This window comes from Alloalcanivorax gelatiniphagus (assembly GCF_005938655.1).
GTDB classification, from domain to species: Bacteria; Pseudomonadota; Gammaproteobacteria; order Pseudomonadales; family Alcanivoracaceae; genus Alloalcanivorax; species Alloalcanivorax gelatiniphagus.
Genome location: NZ_VCQT01000046.1, coordinates 234,048 through 258,883, shown reverse-complemented (window position 1 = coordinate 258,883; position 24,836 = coordinate 234,048). Strand labels below are relative to the sequence as shown.

At 67.3% G+C, this 24,836-nt stretch carries 24 protein-coding genes; 12 read left to right on the top strand and 12 right to left on the bottom strand.

The window, feature by feature from the left end; all coding sequences use genetic code 11:
- Positions 1-39 precede the first annotated feature (39 nt).
- From FGS76_RS18785 to FGS76_RS18760, 7 genes are all read left to right on the top strand, one after another.
- Positions 40-837 (top strand): helix-turn-helix transcriptional regulator, encoded by a 798-nt coding sequence (locus FGS76_RS18785; RefSeq protein WP_138774188.1) that lies wholly within the window; start codon positions 40-42, stop codon positions 835-837.
- A gap of 89 nt (positions 838-926) precedes the next feature.
- Positions 927-2,153 carry an MFS transporter gene (locus FGS76_RS18780; RefSeq protein ID WP_138774187.1) on the top strand — a complete coding sequence of 409 codons (1,227 nt, stop codon included), beginning with the start codon at positions 927-929 and terminating at the stop codon, positions 2,151-2,153.
- Between the two features lie 234 nt (positions 2,154-2,387).
- On the top strand, positions 2,388-3,509 hold the full coding sequence (locus FGS76_RS18775; protein WP_240692605.1) for an efflux RND transporter periplasmic adaptor subunit: 1,122 nt from the start codon (positions 2,388-2,390) through the stop codon (positions 3,507-3,509).
- On the top strand, positions 3,510-3,632 hold the full coding sequence (locus FGS76_RS19820; RefSeq protein WP_276607940.1) for a hypothetical protein: 123 nt from the start codon (positions 3,510-3,512) through the stop codon (positions 3,630-3,632).
- Between the two features lie 52 nt (positions 3,633-3,684).
- Complete coding sequence (locus FGS76_RS18770) at positions 3,685-6,747, top strand: multidrug efflux RND transporter permease subunit (RefSeq protein ID WP_138774185.1); 3,063 nt, start codon at positions 3,685-3,687, stop codon at positions 6,745-6,747.
- Positions 6,744-9,836: an efflux RND transporter permease subunit gene (locus FGS76_RS18765; RefSeq protein WP_138774184.1), complete on the top strand. Its 3,093-nt coding sequence runs from the start codon at positions 6,744-6,746 to the stop codon at positions 9,834-9,836. Before FGS76_RS18770 ends, FGS76_RS18765 begins: the two co-directional genes overlap by 4 nt.
- Positions 9,837-9,850: 14 nt before the next feature.
- Positions 9,851-11,317: an efflux transporter outer membrane subunit gene (locus tag FGS76_RS18760; RefSeq protein ID WP_240692604.1), complete on the top strand. Its 1,467-nt coding sequence runs from the start codon at positions 9,851-9,853 to the stop codon at positions 11,315-11,317.
- Here the strand turns inward: FGS76_RS18760 and yjgA are convergent.
- Complete coding sequence (yjgA, locus tag FGS76_RS18755) at positions 11,311-11,850, bottom strand: ribosome biogenesis factor YjgA (protein ID WP_138774182.1); 540 nt, start codon at positions 11,848-11,850, stop codon at positions 11,311-11,313. The two genes, FGS76_RS18760 and yjgA, sit on opposite strands and share 7 nt — an antisense overlap.
- A gap of 50 nt (positions 11,851-11,900) precedes the next feature.
- Between yjgA and pmbA the strand changes: the two genes are divergently transcribed.
- Genes pmbA through FGS76_RS18740 form a run of 3 tightly spaced genes read left to right on the top strand, consistent with a single transcriptional unit; the run spans position 11,901 to position 15,009 of the window.
- Positions 11,901-13,238 carry a metalloprotease PmbA gene (pmbA, locus tag FGS76_RS18750; protein ID WP_338081339.1) on the top strand — a complete coding sequence of 446 codons (1,338 nt, stop codon included), beginning with the start codon at positions 11,901-11,903 and terminating at the stop codon, positions 13,236-13,238.
- Positions 13,239-13,282: 44 nt separating this feature from the next.
- A complete protein-coding gene (locus tag FGS76_RS18745; protein ID WP_138774180.1) occupies positions 13,283-14,074 on the top strand; it encodes a BPSS1780 family membrane protein in 792 nt (263 codons plus the stop codon).
- Positions 14,071-15,009: a BPSS1780 family membrane protein gene (locus FGS76_RS18740; RefSeq protein WP_138774179.1), complete on the top strand. Its 939-nt coding sequence runs from the start codon at positions 14,071-14,073 to the stop codon at positions 15,007-15,009. The genes FGS76_RS18745 and FGS76_RS18740 overlap by 4 nt, the downstream gene beginning before the upstream one ends.
- Before the next feature lie 188 nt (positions 15,010-15,197).
- Here the strand turns inward: FGS76_RS18740 and mgtE are convergent, their stop codons facing one another.
- The 11 genes from mgtE to FGS76_RS18685 all read right to left on the bottom strand — a co-directional run bounded on the left by mgtE (position 15,198) and on the right by FGS76_RS18685 (position 23,524).
- A complete protein-coding gene (gene mgtE, locus FGS76_RS18735) occupies positions 15,198-16,556 on the bottom strand; it encodes a magnesium transporter (protein WP_138774178.1) in 1,359 nt (452 codons plus the stop codon).
- A gap of 78 nt (positions 16,557-16,634) precedes the next feature.
- Positions 16,635-16,904 (bottom strand): HPr family phosphocarrier protein, encoded by a 270-nt coding sequence (locus FGS76_RS18730; RefSeq protein ID WP_138774177.1) that lies wholly within the window; start codon positions 16,902-16,904, stop codon positions 16,635-16,637.
- Positions 16,901-17,755 carry an RNase adapter RapZ gene (rapZ, locus tag FGS76_RS18725; RefSeq protein WP_138774176.1) on the bottom strand — a complete coding sequence of 285 codons (855 nt, stop codon included), beginning with the start codon at positions 17,753-17,755 and terminating at the stop codon, positions 16,901-16,903. Before rapZ ends, FGS76_RS18730 begins: the two co-directional genes overlap by 4 nt.
- A gap of 28 nt (positions 17,756-17,783) precedes the next feature.
- Entirely contained in the window at positions 17,784-18,257 is a 474-nt protein-coding gene (gene ptsN / locus FGS76_RS18720) for a PTS IIA-like nitrogen regulatory protein PtsN (protein WP_138774175.1), read from the bottom strand.
- An 18-nt stretch (positions 18,258-18,275) separates the two neighbouring features.
- Positions 18,276-18,575 carry a ribosome hibernation-promoting factor, HPF/YfiA family gene (gene hpf, locus FGS76_RS18715; RefSeq protein WP_138774174.1) on the bottom strand — a complete coding sequence of 100 codons (300 nt, stop codon included), beginning with the start codon at positions 18,573-18,575 and terminating at the stop codon, positions 18,276-18,278.
- Positions 18,576-18,621: 46 nt separating this feature from the next.
- Positions 18,622-20,073, bottom strand: a complete 1,452-nt coding sequence (locus tag FGS76_RS18710; RefSeq protein WP_138774173.1) for an RNA polymerase factor sigma-54 — start codon at positions 20,071-20,073, stop codon at positions 18,622-18,624.
- 134 nt (positions 20,074-20,207) lie between these two features.
- On the bottom strand, positions 20,208-20,933 hold the full coding sequence (gene lptB, locus FGS76_RS18705; RefSeq protein ID WP_138774172.1) for an LPS export ABC transporter ATP-binding protein: 726 nt from the start codon (positions 20,931-20,933) through the stop codon (positions 20,208-20,210).
- On the bottom strand, positions 20,934-21,524 hold the full coding sequence (gene lptA / locus FGS76_RS18700) for a lipopolysaccharide transport periplasmic protein LptA (protein WP_138774171.1): 591 nt from the start codon (positions 21,522-21,524) through the stop codon (positions 20,934-20,936).
- Positions 21,502-22,056 carry an LPS export ABC transporter periplasmic protein LptC gene (lptC, locus tag FGS76_RS18695; protein WP_138774170.1) on the bottom strand — a complete coding sequence of 185 codons (555 nt, stop codon included), beginning with the start codon at positions 22,054-22,056 and terminating at the stop codon, positions 21,502-21,504. The genes lptA and lptC overlap by 23 nt, the downstream gene beginning before the upstream one ends.
- Positions 22,053-22,556: a KdsC family phosphatase gene (locus FGS76_RS18690; RefSeq protein ID WP_138774169.1), complete on the bottom strand. Its 504-nt coding sequence runs from the start codon at positions 22,554-22,556 to the stop codon at positions 22,053-22,055. Before FGS76_RS18690 ends, lptC begins: the two co-directional genes overlap by 4 nt.
- Entirely contained in the window at positions 22,556-23,524 is a 969-nt protein-coding gene (locus tag FGS76_RS18685) for a KpsF/GutQ family sugar-phosphate isomerase (protein ID WP_138774168.1), read from the bottom strand. Before FGS76_RS18685 ends, FGS76_RS18690 begins: the two co-directional genes overlap by 1 nt.
- A gap of 294 nt (positions 23,525-23,818) precedes the next feature.
- Here FGS76_RS18685 and FGS76_RS18680 point away from each other — a divergent pair, with 294 nt between their 5' ends.
- Together FGS76_RS18680 and FGS76_RS18675 are read left to right on the top strand one after the other, a co-directional pair.
- On the top strand, positions 23,819-24,475 hold the full coding sequence (locus FGS76_RS18680; protein WP_138774167.1) for an MlaC/ttg2D family ABC transporter substrate-binding protein: 657 nt from the start codon (positions 23,819-23,821) through the stop codon (positions 24,473-24,475).
- Positions 24,476-24,569: 94 nt separating this feature from the next.
- Positions 24,570-24,824 (top strand): BolA family protein, encoded by a 255-nt coding sequence (locus FGS76_RS18675; RefSeq protein ID WP_138774166.1) that lies wholly within the window; start codon positions 24,570-24,572, stop codon positions 24,822-24,824.
- The last annotated feature ends 12 nt before the right edge of the window (positions 24,825-24,836 follow it).

Sequence of the window (24,836 nt, the reverse complement as noted above, 5' to 3'; positions counted from 1 at the left end):
TACACCCGGTAAGCCCCAATGCGCCCCGAGGAGGGCCCCATGACCGTGCCGCGCCTGCAACGAACCCGCCATGAACTGGCCGCTTTTCTGCGCGCCCGCCGGGAGGCGATTACCCCGGCGCAGGTGGGGCTGGCGGAGTCCGGCCGCCGCCGCACCCCCGGCCTGCGCCGGGAGGAGGTGGCGACCCTGGCCGGGGTGGGGGTGACCTGGTACACCTGGCTGGAGCAGGGCCGTGACATCGGCGTCTCCTCGCCGGTGCTGGAACGCATCGCCCGGGTCCTGAAACTGGACGGCACCCAGCGCCGGCATCTGTTTCTGCTGGCCCAGAACCGGCCGCCGGTGGAGCCCGGCCGCACCTGGTGCACGGTGCCGCCGCTGGTGCGCCGGTTGATGGACGACTGGCCGGATCACCCCGCCTATGTGCTGAACCTGCGCTGGGACGTGCTGGCCTGGAACCGGGCCGCCGAGGCGCTGTTCGGCTTCCAGCAATGGCCGGCGGAGCAGCGCAATTTGCTGTGGTTGCTGTTCACCGACGACGGCCTGCGCCGGCGCTTCGTGGATTGGCACGATGATGCGCCGCGCATGCTGGCCAGTTTCCGGCGGGATTTCGTGCGCGCCGCCAGCGACCCGGCCATGACCGGGCTGGTGGAAACCCTGCAGCGGGTGTCGCCGGAATTTCTGGAAGGGTGGCGCAGCCAGGACGTGGTGGCGCCGTGCAGCGGCGCGCGCCGGCTGCTTGGGGAAGACGGCCCGCGGGTCTACCAGCACAGCACCCTGATCGTGGACGAGGATCGCCACCTGCGGCTGGTGGTGTACGCCGAGGACCCGCGGCAATAACCCGTTTCGGGGCGCAAAGGTCAACGATTTTGCGTTATCCTTGTGTGCTGCGCTTTTAAGTATTTACTTCATTGTTTTCGAGGCCGTTCATGTCTCCATCCTCCCGGACCCCCGGCGCCCTGCGCCGTAGCGGGCCTTTATTGGGTTTTCTGGTCGCGCTGATGCTGCTGGCGGCCAATATGCGCACCGGTATCGTGGTGCTGGGGCCGCTCGCCGACGGCATTGGCGAGGACCTGAATCTGGATGCCGCCTCCCTGGGGCTGCTGACCACTCTGCCGTTGCTGTGCTTCGCGGTGCTGTCGCTGTTCGCCCCGCGCCTGGGCGACCGGTTGGGCCTGGAGCGGGCGCTGCTGATGGTGCTGTGGCTGCTGCTGGCCGGGTTGATGGCCCGGGCCTTCGGGTTCTACTGGCTGATGGTGGGGGGCACCCTGGTGATGGGCGCCGCCATCGCGGTGATGAACGTGCTCACTCCGGGGCTGGTGCGCCAGCGCTTCCCCCACCGGGTGGCGGCGGTCACCGCCCTCTATTCGGTGACCATGTCCTGCGGGGCCTCGGCGGCGGCGGCGCTGGCGGTGCCGGTGCGCGATCTGTTCCAGGGCGACTGGCGCTGGCCGCTGGCGGCCAGCGGCGCGGTGGCCCTGGTGGGGGCCCTGGCCTGGCTGCCGATGCTGCGCGTCAAGCCGCTGCGCGGCACCGTGGCCGGCCCTCGCCCGTCCCTGTGGCGGCAGCGCGATGCCTGGATTCTGAGCCTGTTCTTCGGTTCCCAGAGCCTGCTGTTCTATACGCTCACCGCCTGGCTGGCCAAATTCTATGTGGACGCCGGGCTCGGCGAGGCGGAAGCCGGGCGGCTGCTGACCCTGTTCACCATTACCGGCATGCCCGCCAACTTTCTGGCGCCGCTGCTGTTCGCCCTGCTGCGCCGGCGCCGCCGGCTGGCGGTGGGGCTGCTGCAGCTGCCGCCGCTGATCGGCATGGCCGGGCTGCTGGCGGCACCGCTCAGCGCCCCGGTGGTGTGGGTGGTGCTGCTCGGCTTCGGGCAGGGCTGCATGATCGCCCTGGGGCTGACCCTGATGGGCGTGCGCGGCGCCGACGCCCGGGTGGCGGCGGGTCTGTCCGGCATGTGCCAGTCCCTGGGCTATCTGCTGGCGGCCACCGGGCCGGTGACCCTGGGGGCGCTCTATGACCTGTCCGGTAACTGGATGCTGCCCATGTGGCTGCTGATGGGGGTGACCGTGGCCCAGGCGGTGGCCGGCATCCGCGTGGCCGAAGGGCCGCCGATCCAGCCGGACGGGGTGGCTGCCACGCCACCGGGTTGAACCGGAAAAGGTTTCGGTGATCGTAAATAGAGCGTCCGGAGAATGCATGGTTGCCGAGGGCGCCGGGCGTTCTTAGAATGCAACTCATTATCATTTTTCGGGGCGCCGGCGGTCCGTGCGTCACTAATACGTTCAAGGGTGGGGCGGCCATGGGCCGACCCGCGCCCATGCTGGTCTGATTCCATGTCCGAATCCTCTCTTTCTTCCCGGCCGGGGCCCCGCCGGCGTCGCTGGGTGCTCGCGCTCGTTGTGGTGGTGCTGTTGCTGGCACTCTGGTGGTTGCTGGGCCGCTCCCCGGATGGTGGTATGGCCGGTGGTCACCGGGGTGCCGCCTGGGACGGCCCGGTGGCGGTCAGCACGGTGACCGCCACCACCGGGCAGCTCACTGTGGAGGTACGCGCCATCGGCACCGTCACCTCCCTGAATACGGTGGTGGTGCGCAGCCGGGTGGACGGTCAGCTTGTGGAAGTGGGCTTCGAGGAAGGCGCCCGGGTGGAGAAAGGCGACCTGCTGGCGCGCATCGACCCGCGCCCCTATCAGGTGGCGCTGGATCAGGCCCGGGGGCAATACCAGAGGGATCTGGCGGAGTTGCAGGGCGCCCGGGAAGACCTGGAGCTGTACCAGTTGCTGGACCGCCAGGACTCCATCGCCGGCCAGCAGCTCAATCAGCAAAAGGCCCGGGTGAAACAACTGGAAGGCACCGTGGCCACGGACCGGGCGGCGGTGGCCGACGCCGAATTGAAACTGTCCTGGACCCGCATCGAGGCGCCGATCTCCGGACGCCTGGGGCTGCGCGCCGTGGACGCCGGCAACCTGGTCAGCAGCGGTGACACCGACGGCCTGGTGACGATCACCCAGATGGCGCCCATCGCGGTGGAATTCACCATTCCGGAAACCCGTTTGCAGGAACTGCTGGAAGCCCGCGGCGACGACCGGCCGCTGACCGTGGACGCGCTCGACCGGGACGAAAGCCGGGTGCTGGCCAGCGGCCAGCTGACCACGGTGGACAACCGCATCGACACCGCCACCGGCACCCTGCGCCTGAAAGCCCGCTTCGAGAACGCCGAGGGGCTGCTGTTCCCCAATCAGTTCGTCAATGTGCGCCTGAAACTGCGCGCCCTGGACGAGGCGGTGGTGATTCCCAGCGACGCGGTGCAGTACGGTTCCCAGGGCACCTATGTGTATCTGGTGGAAGACGGCAAGGCGACCCTGCGCCGCATCACCCTGGGCCCCACCGAGGGCGACCGGGTGGCGGTGGAAGAGGGGCTGAGCGGTGGCGAGCAGGTGGTGCTGGAAGGGCTGGACCGGCTGCGCGAGGGCCGTGAGGTGATCACCGAAGCGAGCCCGAGTCCGTGATTGCCCGGCACGCCGCGGGTCGGCGGCGAGCCCGATGGCGGTGGCGAGCAGGTGGTGCTGGAAGGGCTGGACCGGCTGCGCGAGGGCCGTGAGGTGATCACCGAAGCGAGCCCGAGTCCGTGATTGCCCGGCACGCCGCGGGTCGGCGGCGAGCCCGATGGCGGGGGCGGCGCCCATGAGCATGTCGCGCCCGTTCATCCTGCGCCCGGTGGCCACCTCGCTGCTGATGGCGGCGTTGCTGATGGCCGGCCTGCTGGCCTGGCGGCTGCTGCCGGTGGCGGCGCTGCCGCAGGTGGATTATCCGGTGATCCAGGTGTTCACCTTCCAGCCCGGCGCCGGCCCGGAGGTCACCGCCCGCACCATCACCGCGCCCCTGGAGCGCCAGCTCGGGCGCATCCCCGGCCTCAAGCAGATGTCGTCCACCAGCGCCGCCGGCGCCTCGGTGATCACCCTGCAGTTCGACCTGGCCATGGATCTGGGCGTGGCCGAGCAGGAGGTGCAGGCGGCCATGAATACCGCCAACAACCTGCTGCCCGGCGACCTGCCCACGCCGCCCATTTATCGCAAGGTGAACCCGGCGGACGCGCCGATCCTGACCCTGGCGATCAGTTCCGCCACCCTGCCGTTGCCCGAGGTGCACGACCTGGTGGACACCCGCATCGCCCAGAAGCTGGCGCAGCTGTCCGGGGTCGGCCTGGTGAGTCTGGCCGGCGGCCAGCGGCCGGCCCTGCGGGTACAGACCAACCCCATGGCGCTGGCCGCCTACGGCGTCAGCCTGGAGGAGGTGCGCGCCGCCATCGCCGCCACCAACGTGAACCAGCCCAAGGGCAGTTTCGACGGGCCGTTCCGCAGCACCATGCTGGAGGCCAACGATCAGATCCGCTCGGTGGCGGAATACCGCGACCTGATCATTGCCTGGCGGGACGGCGTGGCGCTGCGGCTGGGCGACGTGGCCACCATCGTCGATGGCGCCGAGAACCGCTTCCTGGCGGCCTGGGCGGATCGCCAGCCGGCGGTGCTGGTGAACATCCAGCGCCAGCCCGGCGCCAATGTGATCGAGGTGGCGGACAGTGTCCGCGACCTGTTGCCGCAACTCACCGCCACCCTGCCGGCGTCGGTGGACGTGGCGGTGCTCACCGACCGCACCGAGAGCATCCGCGCCTCGGTGCGCGCCACCCAGACCGAACTGCTGTTCGCCATCGGCCTGGTGGTGCTGGTCACCTTCGCGTTTCTGCGCAGTGTGCCGGCCACCATCATTCCCAGTGTGGCGGTGCCGCTGTCGCTGGTGGGCACCTTCGTGTTCATGTACATGGCCGGCTACTCGATCAACAACCTGACGCTGATGGCGCTGACCATCGCCACCGGCTTCGTGATCGACGACGCCATCGTCATGCTGGAGAACATCGCCCGCCACCGGGAGCGGGGCGCGTCGCCGCTGGACGCCGCCCTGCGTGGCGCGGCGGAGATCGGGTTCACCCTGGTGTCGTTGACGGTGTCGTTGATCGCGGTGCTGATTCCGCTGCTGTTCATGGGCGACGTGGTGGGGCGGCTGTTCCATGAGTTCGCGGTGACCCTGGCGGTGGCCATCGGCCTGTCGTTGCTGATCTCGCTGACGCTGACGCCGATGATGAGCGCGCGCATGCTGCGCCGGCCGCCGGACCAGGACCCGCGGGCCCCGTCGCTGATGAACCGGGTGCTGGCGGGCTATGACCGCGCTCTGACCTGGGTGCTGGCGCGGCAGACCCTGACGCTGCTGGTGATGGTGGCCACCATCGCGCTCACCGGCCTGCTTTATCTGGCGGTGAAGAAGGACTTCTTCCCGGTGCAGGACAGCGGCGTGATCCAGGTGATCACCGAGGCGCCCCAGAGTATTTCGTTCCAGGCCATGGGTGAGCGCCAGCAGGCGCTGGCGGCGGCGCTGCTGGAAGATGACGGCATCGCCAGCCTGTCCTCGTTCATCGGCGTGGACGGTACCAACACGGCGCTGAACAGCGGTCGCATGCTGATCAATCTGCCCGCCCACGGCGACCGGGACGAATCGGTGCGGACGGTGATGGACCGCCTGTCGGAACGGGCCGCCAAGGTGGACGGTATTCGAGCCTGGTTCCAGCCGGTGCAGGAGCTGAGCATCGAGGACCGGGTCAGCCGCACCCAGTACCAGTTTTCCCTGACCACTCCTGACAGCGACGTGCTGTCGGAATGGGTGCCGTTGCTGGTGGCGGCGCTGGCGGAACGTCCGGAACTGCGTGACGTCGCCAGCGACCTGCAGCAGCGCGCCCCCCAGGCCTACATCGATATCGACCGGGACATGGCCGCGCGGCTGGGCATCCGCGTGGCGGACATCGCCGATGCCCTGCGCGACGCCTACGGGCAGCGCCAGGTGGCGACCCTGTTCACCCAGTCCAACCAGTACCGGGTGATCCTGGAGGCGGACCCCCGTTTCGCCCAGGGGCTGCCGGCCCTGGAGCGCACCTATGTAAGCAACGGCGACGGCCAGCCGGTGCCGTTGGCGACCCTGGCCCGGGTCACCCAACGCAGCGGCGCCCTGCAGATCAACCACCAGGGGCAATTCCCGTCCGCCACCCTGTCGTTCAACCTGGCCCCGGGCGCGTCCCTGGGCGAAGCGGTGGACGCCATCCAGCAGGTGCAGGGGGAGATCGGCCTGCCCGGTCAGGTGGAGAGTCGCTTCCAGGGCGCCGCCGAGGCGTTCCGGGCGTCCCTGGCCAACACCCTGTGGCTGATTCTGGCGGCGGTGGTGGTGATGTATATCGTGCTCGGGGTGCTCTACGAGAGCTTTATCCACCCGCTCACCATTCTGTCCACCCTGCCGTCGGCGGCGGTGGGGGCGTTGCTGGCGCTGCTGCTCACCGGCCGGCCGCTGGATCTGATCGCGGTGGTCGGCGTGGTGCTGCTGATCGGGCTGGTCAAGAAGAACGGCATCATGATGGTGGACTTCGCCCTGGACGCCCAGCGCCACGAAGGGCTCGATCCGCGCCAGGCGATCCACCGGGCGGCGCTGCTGCGCTTCCGGCCGATTCTGATGACCACCCTGGCGGCCCTGTTCGGCGCCATTCCGCTGATGCTGGCCGGCGGGTCCGGCGCGGAGTTGCGTCAGCCGCTGGGCCTGGTGATGGTGGGCGGGCTGCTGGTCAGCCAGGTGCTGACCCTGTTCACCACCCCGGTGGTGTACCTGTTCTTTGACCGGCTGTCCCGGCGCCGGGGGGAGGCGGCCCGGTGAATCCGGCGGCGCTGTTCATCGCGCGGCCCATCGCCAGCGTGCTGATCGCCCTGGCGGTGGTGCTCGGTGGCCTGCTGGCCTGGCGGCTGTTGCCGGTGGCGCCTTTGCCCCAGGTGGACCTGCCGGTGATCACGGTGAGCGCCAACCTGCCCGGCGCCAGCCCGGAGAACATGGCCGCCAATGTGGCCACCCCCCTGGAACGTTCCCTGGGCGGCATCTCCGGGGTCACCTCGATTTCCTCGCGCAGCGGCCAGGGCTCCACCGACATCGTCCTGATCTTCGAGCTGGACCGGGATCTGAACGAGGCCGCCCGCGAAGTGCAGGCGGCCATCAATGCGGTGCGCGGCCAGTTGCCCGCCGGCATGCCCGGCAACCCGCAGTACCGCAAGATCAATCCGTCCCAGGCGCCGATCATGGGGCTGGCGCTGAGTTCGCCGAACCTGTCGCCGGCGCAGCTCTATGACGCCGCCTCCACGGTACTGGCCCAGAAGATCGCGCAGATTGGCGGCGTCGGCGAGGTGCGGGTGGACGGCGCCTCGCTGCCGGCGGTGCGCGTGCAGCTCAACCCGGGCGCGCTGGTGTCCCGGGGTATCGCCCTGGACCAGGTGGGCGCGGCGATCAGCGCCGCCAATGCTCTGCAGCCCCTGGGCGTGGTGGAGGAGGGCGGGCAACGCTGGGGCATCACCCTCAGCAAGGCCCTGGACCGGGCCGCCGAATACCGGCCCCTGGTGGTGCGGGCCGGCGACGGCGCGGTGACCCGGCTGGACGACGTGGCCACCGTCACCGATTCGGTGGAGAACCGTTACACCAGCGGTTTCCACAATCAGCGGCCGGCGGTGATCGTGGAGATCAGCCGTCAGCCCGGCGCCAATATCGTCAGCACCATCGACGCCATCCGGGAGGAGTTGCCGGCGCTGCGCGCCTTGATGCCGGCGGACACTCAGCTGTCGGTGGTGATGGACCGCTCGCCGGGCATCCGCGCCTCCCTGAGCGAGGCGCAAACCACGCTGCTGATCGCCGTGCTGCTGGTGGTGCTGGTGGTGTGGCTGTTTCTGGGCAGCGTGCGCACCGCGCTGATTCCGTCGGTGGCGATTCCGGTGTCGCTGATCGGCAGTTTCGCGGTGATGTACTTTTACGGTTTTTCGCTGAACAACCTGTCGCTGATGGCGCTGATCGTGGCCGCCGGCCTGGTGGTGGACGACGCCATCGTGGTGCTGGAGAACGTGCAGCGCCACCGGGAGGCGGGGCTGCCACCGGTGCAGGCGGCGGTCACCGGCGCCCGCGAAGTGGGCTTCACGCTGCTGGCCATGAACCTGGCGCTGGTGGTGGTGTTCGTCTCCATTCTGTTCATGGGCGGGGTGGTGGAAAAGCTGTTCCGGGAATTTTCCCTGACCCTGGCGGCGGCCATGCTGATTTCCCTGGCCCTGTCGCTGACCTTGACGCCCAGTCTGTGCGCGCGCTGGCTCAAGGATGAAAGCCACAAGGTGCCCGGGCGGCTGGCGCGCCGCAGCGCCGCCCTGTTTGAGGACCTGCGCCAGGGCTACGCCAGCAGCCTGGATTGGGCCCTGCGCCACCATGTGGTGACCCTACTGGTGCTGGCGGCGGTGATCGGCGGCAATCTCTATCTGTACGTGGCGATCCCCAAGACCACGCTGCCCCAGCAGGACACCGGACAGATTCGCGGCTTCGTGCGCGGCGACGACGGCTTCTCGTTCCAGGTGATGCAGCCCAAGGTGGAAGCGTTCCGGCAACTGATTCTGGACGACCCGGCGGTGGCCGATGTCACCGGCACTTCCGGCGGCGACCGGGGCCTGACCAACGCCCAGCTCACCATCCGCCTCAAGCCGCGCGCCGAGCGCGGCGTGTCCGCCCAGCAGGTGGTGAACCGGCTGCGGGCGGCGGCGCCGCCGGTGGCCGGTGGTTTTCTGTTTCTGATGGTGGACCAGGACATCATGCTCAGCAGCCCGTTCAGCCGCAGCGAGCACGAACTGATTCTGCGCTCCGATTCCCTGGAAGCGCTGGATATCTGGGGCCGCAAGGTGGCCAATGCCATGCAGCAGCTGCCGGAGCTTACCGACGTGGATGATGCTGGCAACGAGGAGACCCGCCAGATCACCCTGGACATCGACCGGGAAGCGGCGCGCCGCTACGGGGTGGATATGCGCACCGTGGCCACGGTGCTCAACAACTCCTTTTCCCAGCGCCAGGTGGCCACCCTCTATGACGAGCTGAACCAGTACCGGGTGGTGATGGAGCTGGACCCGCGCTACACCGCCGACCCCTCGGTGCTGGGCCAGCTGCAGGTGCTCACCGCCGACGGCCAGCGGGTGCCGTTGTCCACCTTCGCCACCTGGCATTACGGCATGGCGCCGGACCGGGTGCGCCACGAGGGCCAGTTCGCCTCCATGGGGGTGGGCTATGCCCTGGCGCCGGGGGTGGTGCTGTCCGAAGCCCAGGCCGCCATCGACGCCATGCTCAACCGGCTGATGCTGCCCACCGAGGTGCATGTGGCGCCGGAAAGCAGCGGCCCCAACCTGACCGGTGAACTGAGCCAGCCGATGCTGATCCTGGCGGTGCTGGTGGCGGTGTACCTGGTGCTGGGGGTGCTGTACGAAAGCACCCTGCATCCGCTGACCATTCTTTCCACCCTGCCGCCGGCCGGGGTCGGCGCGCTGCTGGCGCTGCGCTTCAGCGGCACGCCGTTCAGCCTGATCGCGCTGCTCGGTCTGTTTCTGCTGATCGGCATCGTCATGAAAAACGCCATCCTGATGATCGATTTCGCCCTGGCCGCCCAGCGCCGCCAGGGGCTGGCCCCGGCGGCGGCGATCCGCCAGGCGGCGCTGTTGCGCCTGCGGCCGATCCTGATGACCAATCTGGCCGGCCTGCTCGGCGCCGTGCCGTTGGTGCTGGGCCTGTCGGAAGGGTCGGAGTTGCGCCGCCCGCTGGGCATCACCATCATCGGCGGGCTGGCGTTCAGCCAGCTGTTGACGCTGTACACCACGCCGGTGGTTTATTTGTACCTGGAACGGCTGCGGCAGTGGTCGCTGCGCCGCGCCGGTTCCTCCGACACCGTGAAGTCCGCCCCATGAGCCCGCACCGATCCTTGCACCTCGTTCCGCTTCTCGCCGCCGGCCTGCTGCTGGCCGCCTGTACCCTGGGGCCCGATTACCAGCGTCCCGAGGCGCCCCTGCCCGCCGCTTTCAAACATGAGCAGGGCTGGCGCACGGTGCCGCCGCGAAGCTGGGAGGCCAGCGGCGAGTGGTGGCTGGCGTTCGACGACCCGGTGCTGACCGGTCTGCTCGACCAGGCCGCCGCCGCCAACCAGACCCTGGCCCAGGCCGAGGCCCGCTTCCGGGCCGCCGAGGCGCGCTGGGCCGATGCCCGCGCCGGCTACAGCCCGGTGCTCAGTGCTTCCGTGGAAGGCCAGCGCCGTGGCAGTGACCAGTCACGCAGCGTGGTCACCGGAAGCACCGTGCGCAGCGGTCGCATCACCGAGTCCTACGGCGCCGGCCTCAATCTCAACTGGATGCCGGATCTGTGGGGGCGGGTGCGCCGGCAGGTGGAGGCGGAGCGCGCCGGCCTGCAGGCCAGCGCCGCGGATCTGGCGGCGGTGCGGTTGAGCATGCGGGTGTCACTGGCGCAAAGCTATGTGCGGCTGCGCGCCCTGGACCGGCAGATGGCGCTGCTGGGCGAGACCATGGAGACCTACGACCGCTCCCTGGAGCTGACCCGCAATCAATACAACGCCGGCATCGTGGCCCGCTCCGATGTGATCCAGGCGCGCACCCAGGCCCAGTCCCTGCGCACCGAGCTGTCCGATCTGCGCAACCAGCGGGCCGCCGAGGAGAACGCCATCGCGGTGCTGATCGGCCGGGCTCCCTCGGACTTCGGCCTGGCCCCGGTGGACCGGTTGCCTGAATTACCGGTGCTACCGGCCACCCTGCCGGCGGTGCTGATCAGCCGCCGCCCGGATGTGGTGGCGGCGGAGCGCCAGGTGGCCAGCGCCAACGCCGGCATCGGCGTGGCGCGGGCGGCCTGGCTGCCGGACCTGACCCTGACCGCCTCCTACGGCGTGGAGGCGGACCGTTTCTCGGACCTGGTCAACGCGCCGGTGCGGGTGTGGTCGGTGGGGCCGTCCCTGGCGCAGACCCTGTTCGATGGTGGCGCCCGGCGCGCCGCCAACGATCTGGCCCTGGCCGGCTACGACGAGCAGGTGGCGCTGTACCGGCAAACGGTGCTGGAAAGCCTGCGGGAAGTGGAGGACGCCCTGGCGGCGTTGCGCTACCTGGATGAACAGGGGGAACAGCAGGAAGCGCTGCTGGCGCTGGCCCGGGACAACCTGCGGGTGGTGACCAACCGCTACCGCGCCGGCATGGTCACCTTCCTGGAAGTGGCCACCGCCCAGGATCTGGAACTGGACGCCCGGCGGGCGCGGGTGCGGATTCTCGCCGATCGCCTGAACGCCTCCATCGCGCTGGCCGCCGCCCTGGGCGGCGGCTGGGACCTGGACGATCCGGTGGTGCAAACGGTGGTGACACCGCCGCGCCCCTGGGAAGACGACGCTCAGTAGAGCGGGCTGTTCTTGTCCAGGTCGTTGAGCAGCCCCAGGAACCGTTTGCGCTCCCGCTTAAGGCGGGCGCGCTGCTCGAGGTCCGCCTCGTGCAGTTCACCCTCCGGCCGCGCCTTGAGCAGGTTGCGTACCTGATTGCGCAGCGCCTGGCGGTCGCCCTCCGGGTAGTACTCCAGAATCCGCTGCACGATCGGCTCGGCGTCGCGGGCGGTGGGGCAGGCCAGGATCTGCTCGGTCCATTGCTGCAAACGCTGCTGGCGCAGTGGATCGGTCAGTGATTCCAGGGCGGCCAGCAGGGTCTCGTAGTCGGAATCGTAGATCAGCCGGCCCACATACAGCGCGTGGCGGCGGCGGGCATCCGGGTTCTGGATGCGGCGCGCTTCTTCCAGGGCGGCGCGCAGCGGGTCATTGAGTGGCAGACGGGCCTGCTGGGCGGCCTTCAACGCCATCAGTTCCAGTCCCACATCCTGCAGTTCCTGCATTTCCAGTTTGCGGCGTGTCTTGCTCGGCGGTGGATCGTTATACTCGGTCATATCGTCAACGCGAAAAGAGAAAGTCGTATTTTATGTCCGAAAACGCCAGCGTGACAGCCGAACTCGGTCCTCATTCCCTGGGCGCCGCCCGCGATCTGGTCGCGCGCGTGCTTGATGAAGCCAAACGCCAGGGCGCCACGGCCGCCGAGGCGCGCCTGAATCTGGCCCAGGGCCTGTCCGTGGACGTGCGCCTCGGCGAGGTGGAAACGGTGGAGTTCCACCGCGACCGTGGCCTGGGGGTGACCGTGTTCTTCGGTCAGCGCAAGGGCCACGCCAGTACCTCCGACGACAGTCCGCAAAGCCTGCGTGACGCGGTGGCCGCCGCCTGCGCCATTGCCCGCCACACCGAGGAAGACCCCCACGCCGGCCTGGCGGCGGCGGATCAGCTGGCCGGGCCGGAGCCGGACCTGGGGTTGTATCACCCCTGGGCGCTGACCACCGAACAGGCCATCGAGGAAGCCCTGCGCTGCGAAAACGTGGCCCGCGACGACGCCCGCATCGTCAATTCCGAAGGCGCTTCGGTGAGCACCGGGGTCAGCGTGCAGGTGCTGGGCACCAGCGCCGGTTTTCTGCAGGGCCACGCCGGCACCTTCCACTCGCGCAGCTCCGCGGTGGTGGCGGAGGACGCCAACGGCATGCAGCGCGACTACTGGTACGACGGTAACCGCCGCGCGGACCTGATCGCCAGCCCGGAGCAGGTGGGTGAGGAAGCCCGCCGCCGGACCCTGGCGCGGCTGGGTGCCGAGGTGCCTTCCACCGGCCAGTGGCCGGTGCTGCTGTCGCCGGAAATCGCCGCCACGCTGCTGGCGCATTTCGTGTCGGCGATCAGCGGCGGCTCCCTGTACCGGCGCGCCTCTTTTCTGCGCGACCGGCTCGGCGAGAAGCTGTTTCCCGCCGGCATCGAGATTCGTGAAAACCCCCTGCTGGCCGGCGGCAACGGCTCCTCCGGCTTCGACGCCGATGGCCTGCCCACCCGCGCCCAGGCGTTCGTGGAAGAGGGCGTGCTTAAGCGCTACGCGCTGGGTCTGTATGCCGCCCGCCGGCTCGGCATGGACCCCACCGGCAATGGTGGCGGCGTGCGCAACCTGTCGATCAACGACACCGGCGAGGATCAGGCGGCGTTACTGCGGCGCATGGGCACCGGCGTGCTGGTCACCGAGGTGATGGGGCAGGGCGTCAATCTGGTGACCGGGGACTATTCGCGGGGCGCCGCGGGTTTCTGGATTGAGAACGGTGTCATACAGAAGCCGCTTCAAGAGTTTACCATTGCCGGAAATCTGGGGGACATGTTTGCCGGCATACAGGGGAGCGGTACCGATGTGGATCGCCGCGGCAACATTGCCTCCGGATCACTTTTGCTGGCCCCGATGAAGGTGGCCGGCGTTTGAATCGTTGTTTCTGTTCCATTTTTTGAATGCAAGGGATGCTATCCATGAGTGAAGTCAATCCGTATCAACAACCGGAAGCCGAAGTGGTGCGCGATGGGGCGCTGCCCGACCAAATGACCCTGGGGGGGCCGCACAAGATCACCGTGGGCCAGGCTATGTCCTGGATCGGCGATGGCATGAAACTGGTTTCCGGGCACTGGGGCGTGGTGATCGGCGCCTTGCTGGTCATTTTTCTGCTCGCCACGGTGGTGCAGTTCGTGCCGTTGATCGGTCCGCTGGCGCAACCGTTCCTGATGACGCTGCTGTACGGCGGTCTGGTGAAAATGTTCCACCGCATCGACACCACCGGCCAGTCCGATTTCACTGATCTGTTCGCCGGCTTCTCACAGAGAACCGGTCCCCTGTTGCTGCTGTCACTGGCGCAACTCGGCGTCTTTATCGCCATCGGTCTGTTGGTCGGTGTTGGTGTGCTGATGTTCGCCGGCACCGGCGCGGCGATGTCCCAGGGCATGGACCCGGGGCTGGCCAGCGGTGGCATGAGCGTGGGGGTTCTGCTGATGGCCCTGTTGGGGCTGGCGGTGATGGTGCTGGTGGCCTTTCTGTTCTACTTCACCGTGCCGCTGGTGATGCTCACCGACACCGGCCCGGGCCGGGCCATGGCGCTGAGCTTCAAGGCTTGCACCGCCAACCTGGCCCCGATCTTGATCTATGGTCTGGTGGCCATGGTGATCGTGGCCCTTGGCGCCATTCCGGCACTGCTGGGCTGGTTGTTCGTGATGCCGATCCTGGCCGGCGCTTTCTACCTGTCCTTCAAACAGATCCTCACCGAGTCATGACCAATCCCTACCAGGGACCCGAGGCGGACCTTGGCCCGGACGGGCCGGCCGCCGAGCGGGTCGGTCCGCCCCGGCGCCGTCCCATGGGCCATGGCTGGCTGTGGTGGCGCCGGGCCTGGCGGCTCACCGCCGCCAACCGGGTGCTGTGGTGTCTGGCGCTGCTGGTGTTCATGGCGGTGGTCATGGGCATCAGCCTGGTCGGGCTGTTCGTTCCGGTGCTCGGCAATTTCGCGCCCACGCTGATCGGGCCGGTGCTGGTGGCCGGGCTGATGCAGCTGGCCTGGCGGCGCTGGCACGATGAGGAATTCGATTTCGGCCAGTTGTTCGCCGGTTTTTCCGTGCGCACCGGGCCGCTGTTTCTGACCGGACTCACCCAGGTGGTGCTGCAGATCCTGTTCACCCTGGTGATGGTGGTGGTGGCGCTGGTGCTGTTCGGCCCGGAAATCGCCGCCCTGTTCTCCGCCGCCTTCCAGAGCGCGCCGGTGGACCCGGCCTCCATGGCCGGCCTGGGACCGATGAGCGTGATCAAAACCACACTGCTCATGCTGATCATGATGGCGGTGTCGATCCCCTATATGGCGATGATCTGGTTCCAGGTGCCGCTGGTACTGTTCGGCGACCGCCGGCCCCTGCCGGCGCTGAAGGAAAGCCTGGTGGCGGTGCTGCGCAACTGGCGGCCGATGCTCTGGTACGGCCTGGTGCCGGTGCCGTTCATGCTGCTGGTGGCGTTGGTGATCGGGTTGCTGCTGGCCGGAGCCAGCCTGGTGTTCGGCGGGGATAGCCTGGCCATGGTGCTGGTGGGCGTGCTGACCGGCCTGCTGGCGCTGGTGCTGATGCTGTTCTTCATGGCCGTGACCATGGTCTCGATCTACGCCTCGTTCCGGGACATCTTCGGCGTCGGCGACGACGAACCGGACGCTACTCCGGATTTGTGACGGCGCTGGAGCGCCGGTTGAAAGTTTAAAGTTTAAAGCGCGCCCCGGAGGCCGTTCTGATATTCGACGCCCTGCACGCGAAATGTGTTCGCGCGACGGAAACACAGGCATTGGCACGGCCCATTCCGCGCGCTTTTAACTTTTAACTTTTAACTTTTAACTTTTAACTTTTAACTTTCAACCCCTCCCTAAAGCAGGCTGGCATACAAAATCGTCGCCAGCCCCAGAAACGCGAAGAACCCCACCACATCCGTGATGGTGGTCAACACCACCGACCCGGCCAGCGCCGGGTCGATGCCCATGCGTTTCATCAGGATCGGAATCAGGGCCCCGGCGCCGGCGGCCACCACCAGATTGAGTACCATGGCCGAGGCGATGATCACGCCCAGGCTGGTGTCATCGAACCAGAGGGCGGCGGTGGCGCCGATCACCAGGGCCCACAGCAGGCCGTTGAGGGCGCCCACCGCCAGTTCCTTGGTGAACAGATAGCGGGTGTTGCCCTCCTGCACCTGGCCCAGGGCCATGGCGCGGATCACCAGGGTCAGGGTCTGGCTGCCGGCGATGCCGCCCATGCTGGCCACGATCGGCATCAGCACCGCCAGGGCCACCACTTTTTCCAGGGTGTTTTCGAACAGGCTGATCACCGCCGAGGCGGCCAGGGCGGTGAGCAGGTTGATGCCCAGCCACAGGGATCGGCGGCGCACCGTGTGCCACACCGAACCGAAGGTGTCCTCGTCCTCGTCCAGGCCGGCCATGCCCATCAACGAGTGATCGGCCTGTTCGCGGATCACGTCCACCACGTCATCAATGGTGATCCGGCCCACCAGCACGCCGTTTTCGTCCACCACCGCGGCGGTGACCAGATCGAGTCGTTCAAACAGCTTGGCCACGTCGTCGGCGGAACGGTCGGCGGGGATCGCCTCCACATCGGTGCGCATGGCCTCGCGCACGGTGGTGCCCGGGTCGGAAATCAGCACCCGGGTGAGCGGCAGCACACCGATAAACTGGTTCTTGCGGTTCACCACCAGCAGGTTGTCGGTGGTTTCCGGGATTTCGCCCCGGCGGCGCAGGTAGCGCTGCACCACCCCGAAGGTGATCTCCGGGCGCACCGTGATCACGTCCGTGTTCATCAGGCCGCCGGCGGTGTCCTCGGGGTAGCTGAGCACCTGTTCCAGCCGTTCCCGGTTCTGTGCATCCAGGGCGGCGAGCACCTGGCTGGTGACCTGCTCGGGCAATTCCTGCAGCAGGTCGGCCAGGTCATCGGTGTCCAGGTCCTCGATCAGCGGGACCAGTTCTTCGGTGGGCAGGTCGCGCAGCAGTTCCACGCGCACTTCCTCGCCCAGGTACTGCAGCACTTCCGTTTCCTGCTCCTGGCTGAGCAGGCGCCAGAGGATTTCCCGTTCCCGGGGCGGCGAGGATTCCAGCAGGTGGGCGGTTTCAGCGCCGGGCAGGCTGTTAAGCAACTGGCGTACCTGGGAAAAGGTGCCCCCGGCCAGGGCCCGGTTGACGGCGTTGAGATTGCGCTTGTGCTGGCTTTCCTCCGCCATCGGGGCTCCTTCTGCGATCAACAAGCGCCGCTGCGCGGCGCGATACAGGACTCAGGCTGTATCGCGGCCGGCAGGCCGCTATTCACCTTCGTCGAATTTACGTTCGAACAGGTCGGCCAGTTCGTCCATGGCCGGCACCTCGTCCTCGCCGTCCACCTGCACGGTCAGGGTGGTGCCCTTGGCGGCGCCCAGCGTCAGCAGGCCCATGATGCTCTTGGCATCGATCAGCCGCTCGCCTTGGCGAACCTGAATGGTGCAGCTGTAGCGGCAGGACACGCTCACCACCTTGGCGGCGGCGCGGGCGTGCAGGCCGAGTTTGTTGGTAATGGTCAGGTCGCGCTCGATCATCCATCCAGCTCCCGGTGGCGCACATGCAGCGGTACTCCCTGGTTGCGCAGCCGGTGGGCCAGCTGTTCGACGATGTAGACGGAGCGGTGGCGGCCGCCGGTGCAGCCCACCGCCACGGTGACGTAGCTGCGGTCGTTGGCGCCGTAGGCGGGCAGCCAGCGATCCAGAAACCGGAAGATGTCACCGAGCATGTCTTCGCTTTCCGGATGGCCGCGCAGGAACTCGGCGACCTTTTCGTCGCGGCCGGTGAGCGGCCGCAGGTCACCCTGCCAGTGGGGGTTGGGCAGGGCGCGCACATCGAACACCAGGTCGGCGTCATGCGGCAGGCCGTTCTTATAGCCGAACGACTGAATCAGCAGCGACAGACGCACTTCCCGGCGCGCCACCCGCTGGCGAATCATGTTGCGCAGGGTGTGCACGTCCAGATTGCTGGTGTCGATCACCAGGTCCGCGAGCTGGCGGATGTCGGCGAGCAGCCGGGCTTCCAGGGCAATGGCGTCGGCCAGGGTGCGCTCGTCGCCGCTCAGCGGGTGACGGCGCCGGGTGGCGCTGAAGCGCTTGAGCAGGGTGGCCGGCTCCGCCTCCAGAAAGATGATCTCGGTGTCCAGGGGGTGCTGGCGCAGCTCCTCGATGGTGCGGTTGAAGGCCAGCAGCTGGCGCGGCAGGTTGCGCGCGTCCACGCCCACCGCCACGCGCTCCGGCGCGTGGTCTTCTTTTTGCAATTGGGCGGCGAGGGTCGGCAACAGGCCCAGGGGCAGGTTGTCCACGCAATAGTAGCCGTGGTCTTCCAAAGCCTGCAGGGCGGTGGTTTTGCCCGATCCCGATCGTCCGCTAAGGATGGTCAGTTTCATAAGGTGCGACGGTCCCGGCCGATCAGAGTCAGGAGGCCAGACGGATCTCGGCCTCCGATTCCACCGCGGTCTGATAAAGACCCAGGTTGCCGTGGGCGTGGCGCAGGTCGCTGCGGTAGTCGTCGTCGTTGAACAGGTTGGCCAGGTGGCTGAGGGTCTTGAGATGCTGTTCCGGATTCTGCTCCGGCACCAGCAACACGAACACCAGATCCACCGGACGCCCGTCCACCGCGTCGAAATCCACCGGCTCGGACAGCTTCAGCAGCAGTCCGATGGCGGCATCGCAGTGACCCAGCCGGCAATGGGGGATGGCGATGCCTTCGCCGATCCCGGTGGACCCGAGCTTTTCGCGGGCCACCAGAGCGTCGAAGACTTCTTGCTCGTTAAGACCGCCACAGCTGGCCGCGGCCAGCTGGGCGATTTGATCGAGCAACCGTTTTTTACTGGTGACCTCCACCTCGTCGTAGGTGCGGTCCTCGGTGAGCAGTTCGCGTACTCGCATAATGGGGTTCTGGGGGACCTAGTGGCCGTGCTTGCGGCCCACGGTCTTTTCCTTATGTTTGAGAATTTGCCGGTCCAGCTTGCTGGTCAGCGCATCAATGGCCGCGTACATGTCGTCCGCCTGGGCGGTGGCGAACAGGTCCGCTCCGGATATATGAATGGTGGATTCCGCCTTATGGCTCTTGGGCTCCGGGGACAGGATCACCTGAACGCTGGTGATCTGATCGGAGTGCCGCTCCAGTTTGGCGAATTTCTCGTCCACGTAGTCACGCAGGGCGTCGGTGATGTCCAGATGGTGGCCACTGAGGTTGATTTGCATAGCTGGCTCCTTCTCTCTATCAAAGAGATATCCGTTCCGGTCCGGCCTAGACCAGCCGCTTGCGCGCGCTGGAGGACGGGATTCGCATCGCCTCACGGTACTTGGCGACGGTGCGGCGCGCCACCTGAATGCCCTGATCGTTAAGCAGGCTTGCCAGCTTATTGTCGCTGAGCGGCTTGCGAGGGTTCTCGGCGGCGACCAGCTTCTTAATGATGGCACGAATGGCCGTGGAGGAACACTCACCGCCGCCGTCCGTGTCCACGTGGCTGGAGAAGAAATATTTAAGCTCGAACACGCCCCGGGGGGTGAGCATGAATTTCTGGTTGGTCACCCGGCTGATGGTGGATTCGTGCATCTCCACCGCCTCGGCGATGTCCGCCAGAACCAGCGGCTTCATGGCCTCCTCGCCGTAGTTGAAGAAGTCCTGTTGCACCTCGACGATACGGCTGGCCACCTTGAGCAGGGTGTCGTTGCGGCTCTGCAGGCTTTTCAGGAACCACTTGGCTTCCTGCATGCAGTTGCGCAGGTACTGGCCGTCGTCGCCGCCCACCTGGCGGGCCATCTGCGCGTACTGGGCCTGCAGGTTGACCTTGGGCAGCACCTCCTCGTTGAGTTCCACCCGCCAGCCGCCCCGGTGGGCACGAACCACCACGTCCGGCACCGCGTAGTCGGCGGTGTCGCCCCCGATCTGCTGGCCCGGCGCCGGGTCCAGGGTGCGCAGCAGCGCCAGCGCCTCCACCAGGTCCGCCTCGCTCACCGCCAGGGCCCGGCGCAGGCCGGCGTAGTCGTGCTTCTCCAGCAGCTCCTGGTGGGCGAGCAGGGCGCGGGCGGTATCCAGGTGGGGGGTGTCGGCGGCCAGTTGGGCCAGTTGCACGCCCAGGCATTCGGCCAGGTCGCGGCTGGCCACGCCCACCGGATCGAACTGTTGCAGGCGGTGCAGCACCGCCACCACTTCGTCTTCTTCCAGGGGGTCGTCCGGGTCGGCGATCTGGGTTTCGGCGGTGCTCACCAGATCCTCAAGGGAAACCGTGACATAACCGCGCTCGTCCAGGGCTTCCAGGATGATCTGGGCGATCACCCGGTCGCGGTCGCTCATCGGCGTCAGGTTGAGCTGCCACTCCAGATGGTCGAGCAGGGTGTCCGGGTTGGCGTGGCGTTGTTGCCAGGCGTCCGCGTCGTCGCCTTCACCGGCGCCCGCACCACTCTGGCCCACATAGAGGTCGTCCCACTCGCTGTCGGTCTCCACCTTGCCCTCGACCAGGTCATCCAGGGCGTCATCGCGCTCCAGGTCCAGGTCGCTATCGGCCTCGCTGTCCAGGTCGTCGGGGCCGAATTCCTCGGCGCCTTCTTCCAGTTCCAGCAGCGGGTTGTTTTCCACCGCCTGCTGGATTTCCATGCGCAAATCCAGCGTCGACAGCTGCAGCAGGCGGATTGCCTGCTGCAGCTGGGGCGTCATGGTCAGCTGCTGGCCGATTTGCAGTTGCAGAGTGGGTTTCATGCTGCCTGGGTTTGCTGGCTTTTGAAGACAGGCAGCATAGCAGCATTATTTTGCTTTAAGCAATAATCATGCCAAGTGTTGCGTTTTGTGGGAGGAGGGTGTAGGGCAGGGCCGCCGGGGGCGGCCGCTGGCGCTCAGAGCCGGAAGTCCGCGCCCAGATAAACGTCGCGCACCTGCTGGTTGCCGAGGATGCTGGAGGAGTCGCCCTGGGCAATGATGTGGCCGGTACTGACGATATAGGCCGTGTCGCAGATGTCCAGGGTTTCGCGCACATTGTGGTCGGTGATCAGCACGCCGATGCCCCGTTCCTTCAGGTGGCGGATGATGCCCTTGATGTCGTTCACCGAGATCGGGTCGACGCCGGCGAAGGGTTCGTCCAGCAGGATGAAATCCGGATTGGTGGCCAGCCCCCGGGCGATTTCCGCGCGCCGGCGCTCACCGCCGGACAGGCTCATGCCCATGGAGTCGCGGATGTGGTCGATGTGGAATTCCTGCAGCAGGCTTTCCAGTTGCTCTTCCCGCTGCGCCTTGGACATTTCCTTGCGGGTTTCCAGGATCGCCATGATGTTTTGCTCCACGGTGAGCCGGCGGAAAATGCTGGCTTCCTGGGGCAGATAGCCGATGCCCCGGCGGGCGCGGCCGTGCATGGGCAGGTGGGTGATGTCGTCGCCGTTGATCTCGATGCGGCCGGCGTCGGCGGCCACCAGGCCGACGATCATATAGAAGCAGGTGGTCTTGCCGGCGCCGTTGGGGCCCAGCAGGCCGACGATCTGGCCGGCTTCCACTTCCAGGGACACGTCCTCGATGACGCGGGTGCTCTTGTAGCTCTTCGCCAGATTATGGGCGCTCAGGTGTGCCATTCAGGGGGTCTCCGCCTTGCCGCCGTCGGTGCCGTTCGGGTTGGGGGTGGCGTTGTCATTGGCGGCGCCGTCGCCGGCGCCCTCTTCGCCGTTGTCCGGGGCGGTGCCCTGCTCGGTGTTCTTGGCCGGGATCACCAGGCGCACGCGCTTGTCGCCTTCGCTGCTGGCGTCCACCCGCCGGGAATCCAGATTGTATTGCACCCGGGCCCCTTCGAAGGTGTTGCCCTGGTGGTCCACATGGGCATCGCCGGTCAGCACCAGGCGGCGGGTTTTCAGGTCGTAGACCAGGTTCTTGGCGCGCGCCTGCAGTTCCGAGCCTTCGCGCATGCGCACCGGATTGCCGGTGGCTTCCACCCGCACCAGCTGGTTGTTCTCGGTGAACAGCCGGATCACGTCGGCATTCATGCGCCGGTTGCCCTGAATCAGCTCCGCGTTGCCCCGGTAGACCCCGGTGCCGGCGCTTTGCTCGAAGGTGGCGCTGTCGGCGCTCACCTCCACGGACTGGCCGCCGGGGGGTTGGGCGGCGCCGGCGAGGCCGGCCACCAGCAGGCCGGCCAGGCCGATCCCTTTAATTGCTGCCCGTGAATTCACTTACCACTCCTTTGCCAAGGGTCATTTCGCCGCTGGTCAGGTTCGATTCCATATTGCCGGCCCGGGTGCTGCCGTCGCGGTGTTTCAGGGTCAGCGCGCCCGGCGAGCGGACCTGGCCGGCGTCGTTCAGGTATTCCAGCCGCTCGGTGCTGAGCGTGACGCCGTTGTTTTCGCTGCGCGCTTCAACCTGGTCGAGAAACACGATCTGGTCGCCATTGTCGCGCACTTCACCACGCTTGGAATGGATGGTCCAGACGCCGTTTTCGTTCTCCATGCGCAGATCCGGCGCGCTGAGCGTGGTCAGGGCCTCGCGCTGATACTGCTCCAGGTGCTCGGCCTTCAGGTCGTAGCTGACCTTGCCGGTGTCCCGGTCGTAGGCCTTGGCGGTGATGTTGTCGGCGATGATCAGCGGCGCGCTGAGAAAGGCCTCGCGGTCACCATCCAGCGGGTTGTCCCACTCGTGCAGTGTCATCAGCACGATCAGGCCGAGCAGCAGGATGCCCGAGGCGCTAAGCAGGCCCTGACGTCTCATGGTGTCTCCCGCAGCGTCAGCAGCGCGTCGCAGATCTCGCGTACCGCGCCTTCACCGCCGCGGGCGCCGGTGATGTGGCCGGCGGCCTCCCGGGCACAGGCCTGGGCGTTGGCCGGGGCGAAGGCGATGCGCGCCCAGCGCAGGGCGCCCACGTCCGGCTCATCGTCGCCGACATAGCCGGTTTCCTCGGCGGATACCCCGAGGCTGGCGGCCAGGGCGGCCAGCGCCTCGGCCTTGTCCTCACGGCCCTGAATCACATGTTCGATGCCTAGTTCCCGGGCACGGCGCGCCACCATGGGGGTGTCACGGCCGGTGATGATGGCCAGGGTCACGCCGCTGGCGGCCAGCTTCTTGAGGCCGTGGCCGTCGTGCACATGGAATACCTTGAGGGTTTCGCCGTCCGGGCCGTAGTGCAGACGGCCGTCGGTCATCACGCCGTCCACGTCGAAGGCCATCAGGCGCAGGGCGCGGGCGTCGGCGCTGGAAATCGAAAAGCCCATCACATCACTCCGGCGCGCAGCAGGTCCTGGGTGTTGAGGGCGCCCACCGGGCGGCCCTGTTGGTCACAGACGATCACCCCGTTGATCTTGCGGGTTTCCATGATTTGCAGGGCCTCGGCGGCCAGCAGGCCCGGGGCCATGGTCACCGGCTGGCGGGACATCACCTCGGCGATGCCGGCCTGGCGGATATCCAGGCCCTTTTCCAGGGTGCGGCGCAGGTCGCCGTCGGTGAACAGCCCGATCAGGCGGCCGTCGTCGTCCACCACCGTGGTCATGCCCAGGCCCTTGTGGGTCATTTCCAGCAGCGCCTGGGGCAGGCTGGCATCCTTGGGCACCCGGGGCAGTTGCTCGCCGGTGTGCATGATGTCGTCGACCTTGAGCAGCAGGCGCCGGCCCAGGCTGCCGCCCGGATGGCTGAGCGCGAAGTCCTCCGGGGTGAAGCCCCGGGCTTCCAGCAGGGCGATGGCCAGGGCGTCGCCCATGGCCAGGGTGGCGGTGGTGGAGGAGGTGGGCGCCAGATTATGGGGGCATGCCTCTTCCTGGACCGCCACGTCCAGATGCACGTCGGACAGCCGCGCCAGGGACGACCCGGGCCGGCCGGTCAGGCTGATCAGGCCGGCGCCCTTGCGCTTGATAACCGGAAGAATGGTCAATATTTCGCCGGTCTCGCCGGAATTGGACAGGGCCAGCACCACGTCGGCGCCGGTGATCATGCCCAGATCGCCGTGGGAGGCCTCGCCCGGATGGACGAAAAAGGCGGGGGTGCCGGTGCTGGCCAGAGTGGCGGCCACCTTGCTGCCGATATGGCCGCTTTTGCCCATGCCGGTGACAATGACCCGGCCGCTGCATTCGAGAATGCGCTCACAGGCGCGCACGAAATCGTCGCTGACGCGTTCGCTCAGCGCGGCCACGGCGCGCGCTTCCTCGTCGAGAACGCGGCGGGCGATGGCGATGTGATCGTTGCTCATGGTGTCTCGTGTCTCCTCGCTGGCGGCGATTATACACTGGCGGGCGGGCTGATGACTGCCCTCGGCCCAGATCGGACCTCTCTTGGGGTGGCTGCGTTCCGCGATGGCTTGTAGTTATCGCGTTGTTATCGCGGCTGAAGCCGCTCCTACACTCTTTGCCGTAGGAGCGGCTTCAGCCGCGACCCCCAACGTGAGGAACCGGACGGCGGCAACCGCACTCCAACGGTAAACGCCTGGACACTTCGGTGCGAAAACCGTACAACCGGAGCCCAAGACAACGACAGGGAGTGACGTATGACCTTGAAACAACCTTTCGCGGCGGTGCTGGCGCTGCTGATGCTGGCCACGGCGGGCCTGGCGCAGGCCGCCCAGGACCCCCGCGAGCTGGTGCAGGATACCCTGGACCGCATGACCACTCTGATCGACCAGAACCGGGACCGCCTTAATAAGGAGCCGGAGTACGCCCGCCAGCTGGTCCGTGAAGAGCTGGTGCCGCTGGTGGATTTCAAGCGCATCACCCGCATGGTGATGGGTGATTACTTCAACGATGCCAGCCGGGACCAGAAATACCGCTTCCTGGATGTGTTCAAGAACAGCCTGATCAACACCTACGCGTCCGGCGTCACCCTGTACCAGGGCCAGAAGATCGAGGTGCTGCCGATGCGCGAGGAAGACCGCAAGGGCAATTACGCCCGGGTGCGGGTGCAGGGCACCACCGACGACGGCAAGGTGATCCCGGTGTACTTCACCCTGTTCCAGGATGGTGACCAGTGGAAGGTGGTGAACGTGTTCGTCAACGGCCTGGACCTGCGCGCCGTTTATCAGGCCCAGTTCGCCCAGTCCATGCAGCAGTACGGTGACCTGGACCAGGCCATCGACAACTGGTCCGCCCAGAACGCCGACGTGGAAGACAAGGTGAACATCGAAGGCGCCCCCCAGGGCGGCCAGTAAGCAGCCTTTCCCCGGGGCCGGCGCCCGCCGGTCCCGGCATGACAACCCCGGTGGCCCTCGCGTATCATTCGCCCCTCAGCAATAAGGAGCGACCATGAATCCCGACGACGTGAAGGCGCTGGTGGAAACCGGTTTCGATGATGCCGATGTGGCGGTGGAAGGCGAGGGAGACCGCTTTCTGATCCGCGTGGTGTCCGACGCCTTCGAAGGGCTGATGCCGGTGAAACGCCAACAGCTGATCTACGCCTGCATCAACGACCGAATCAAGGACAACAGCATCCACGCCGTGTCCCTCAAACCCTTCACCCGCGCCGAGTGGGACAAAGCCCAGAAGATGGGCATCGCCTGAAGCCCGGGTTTT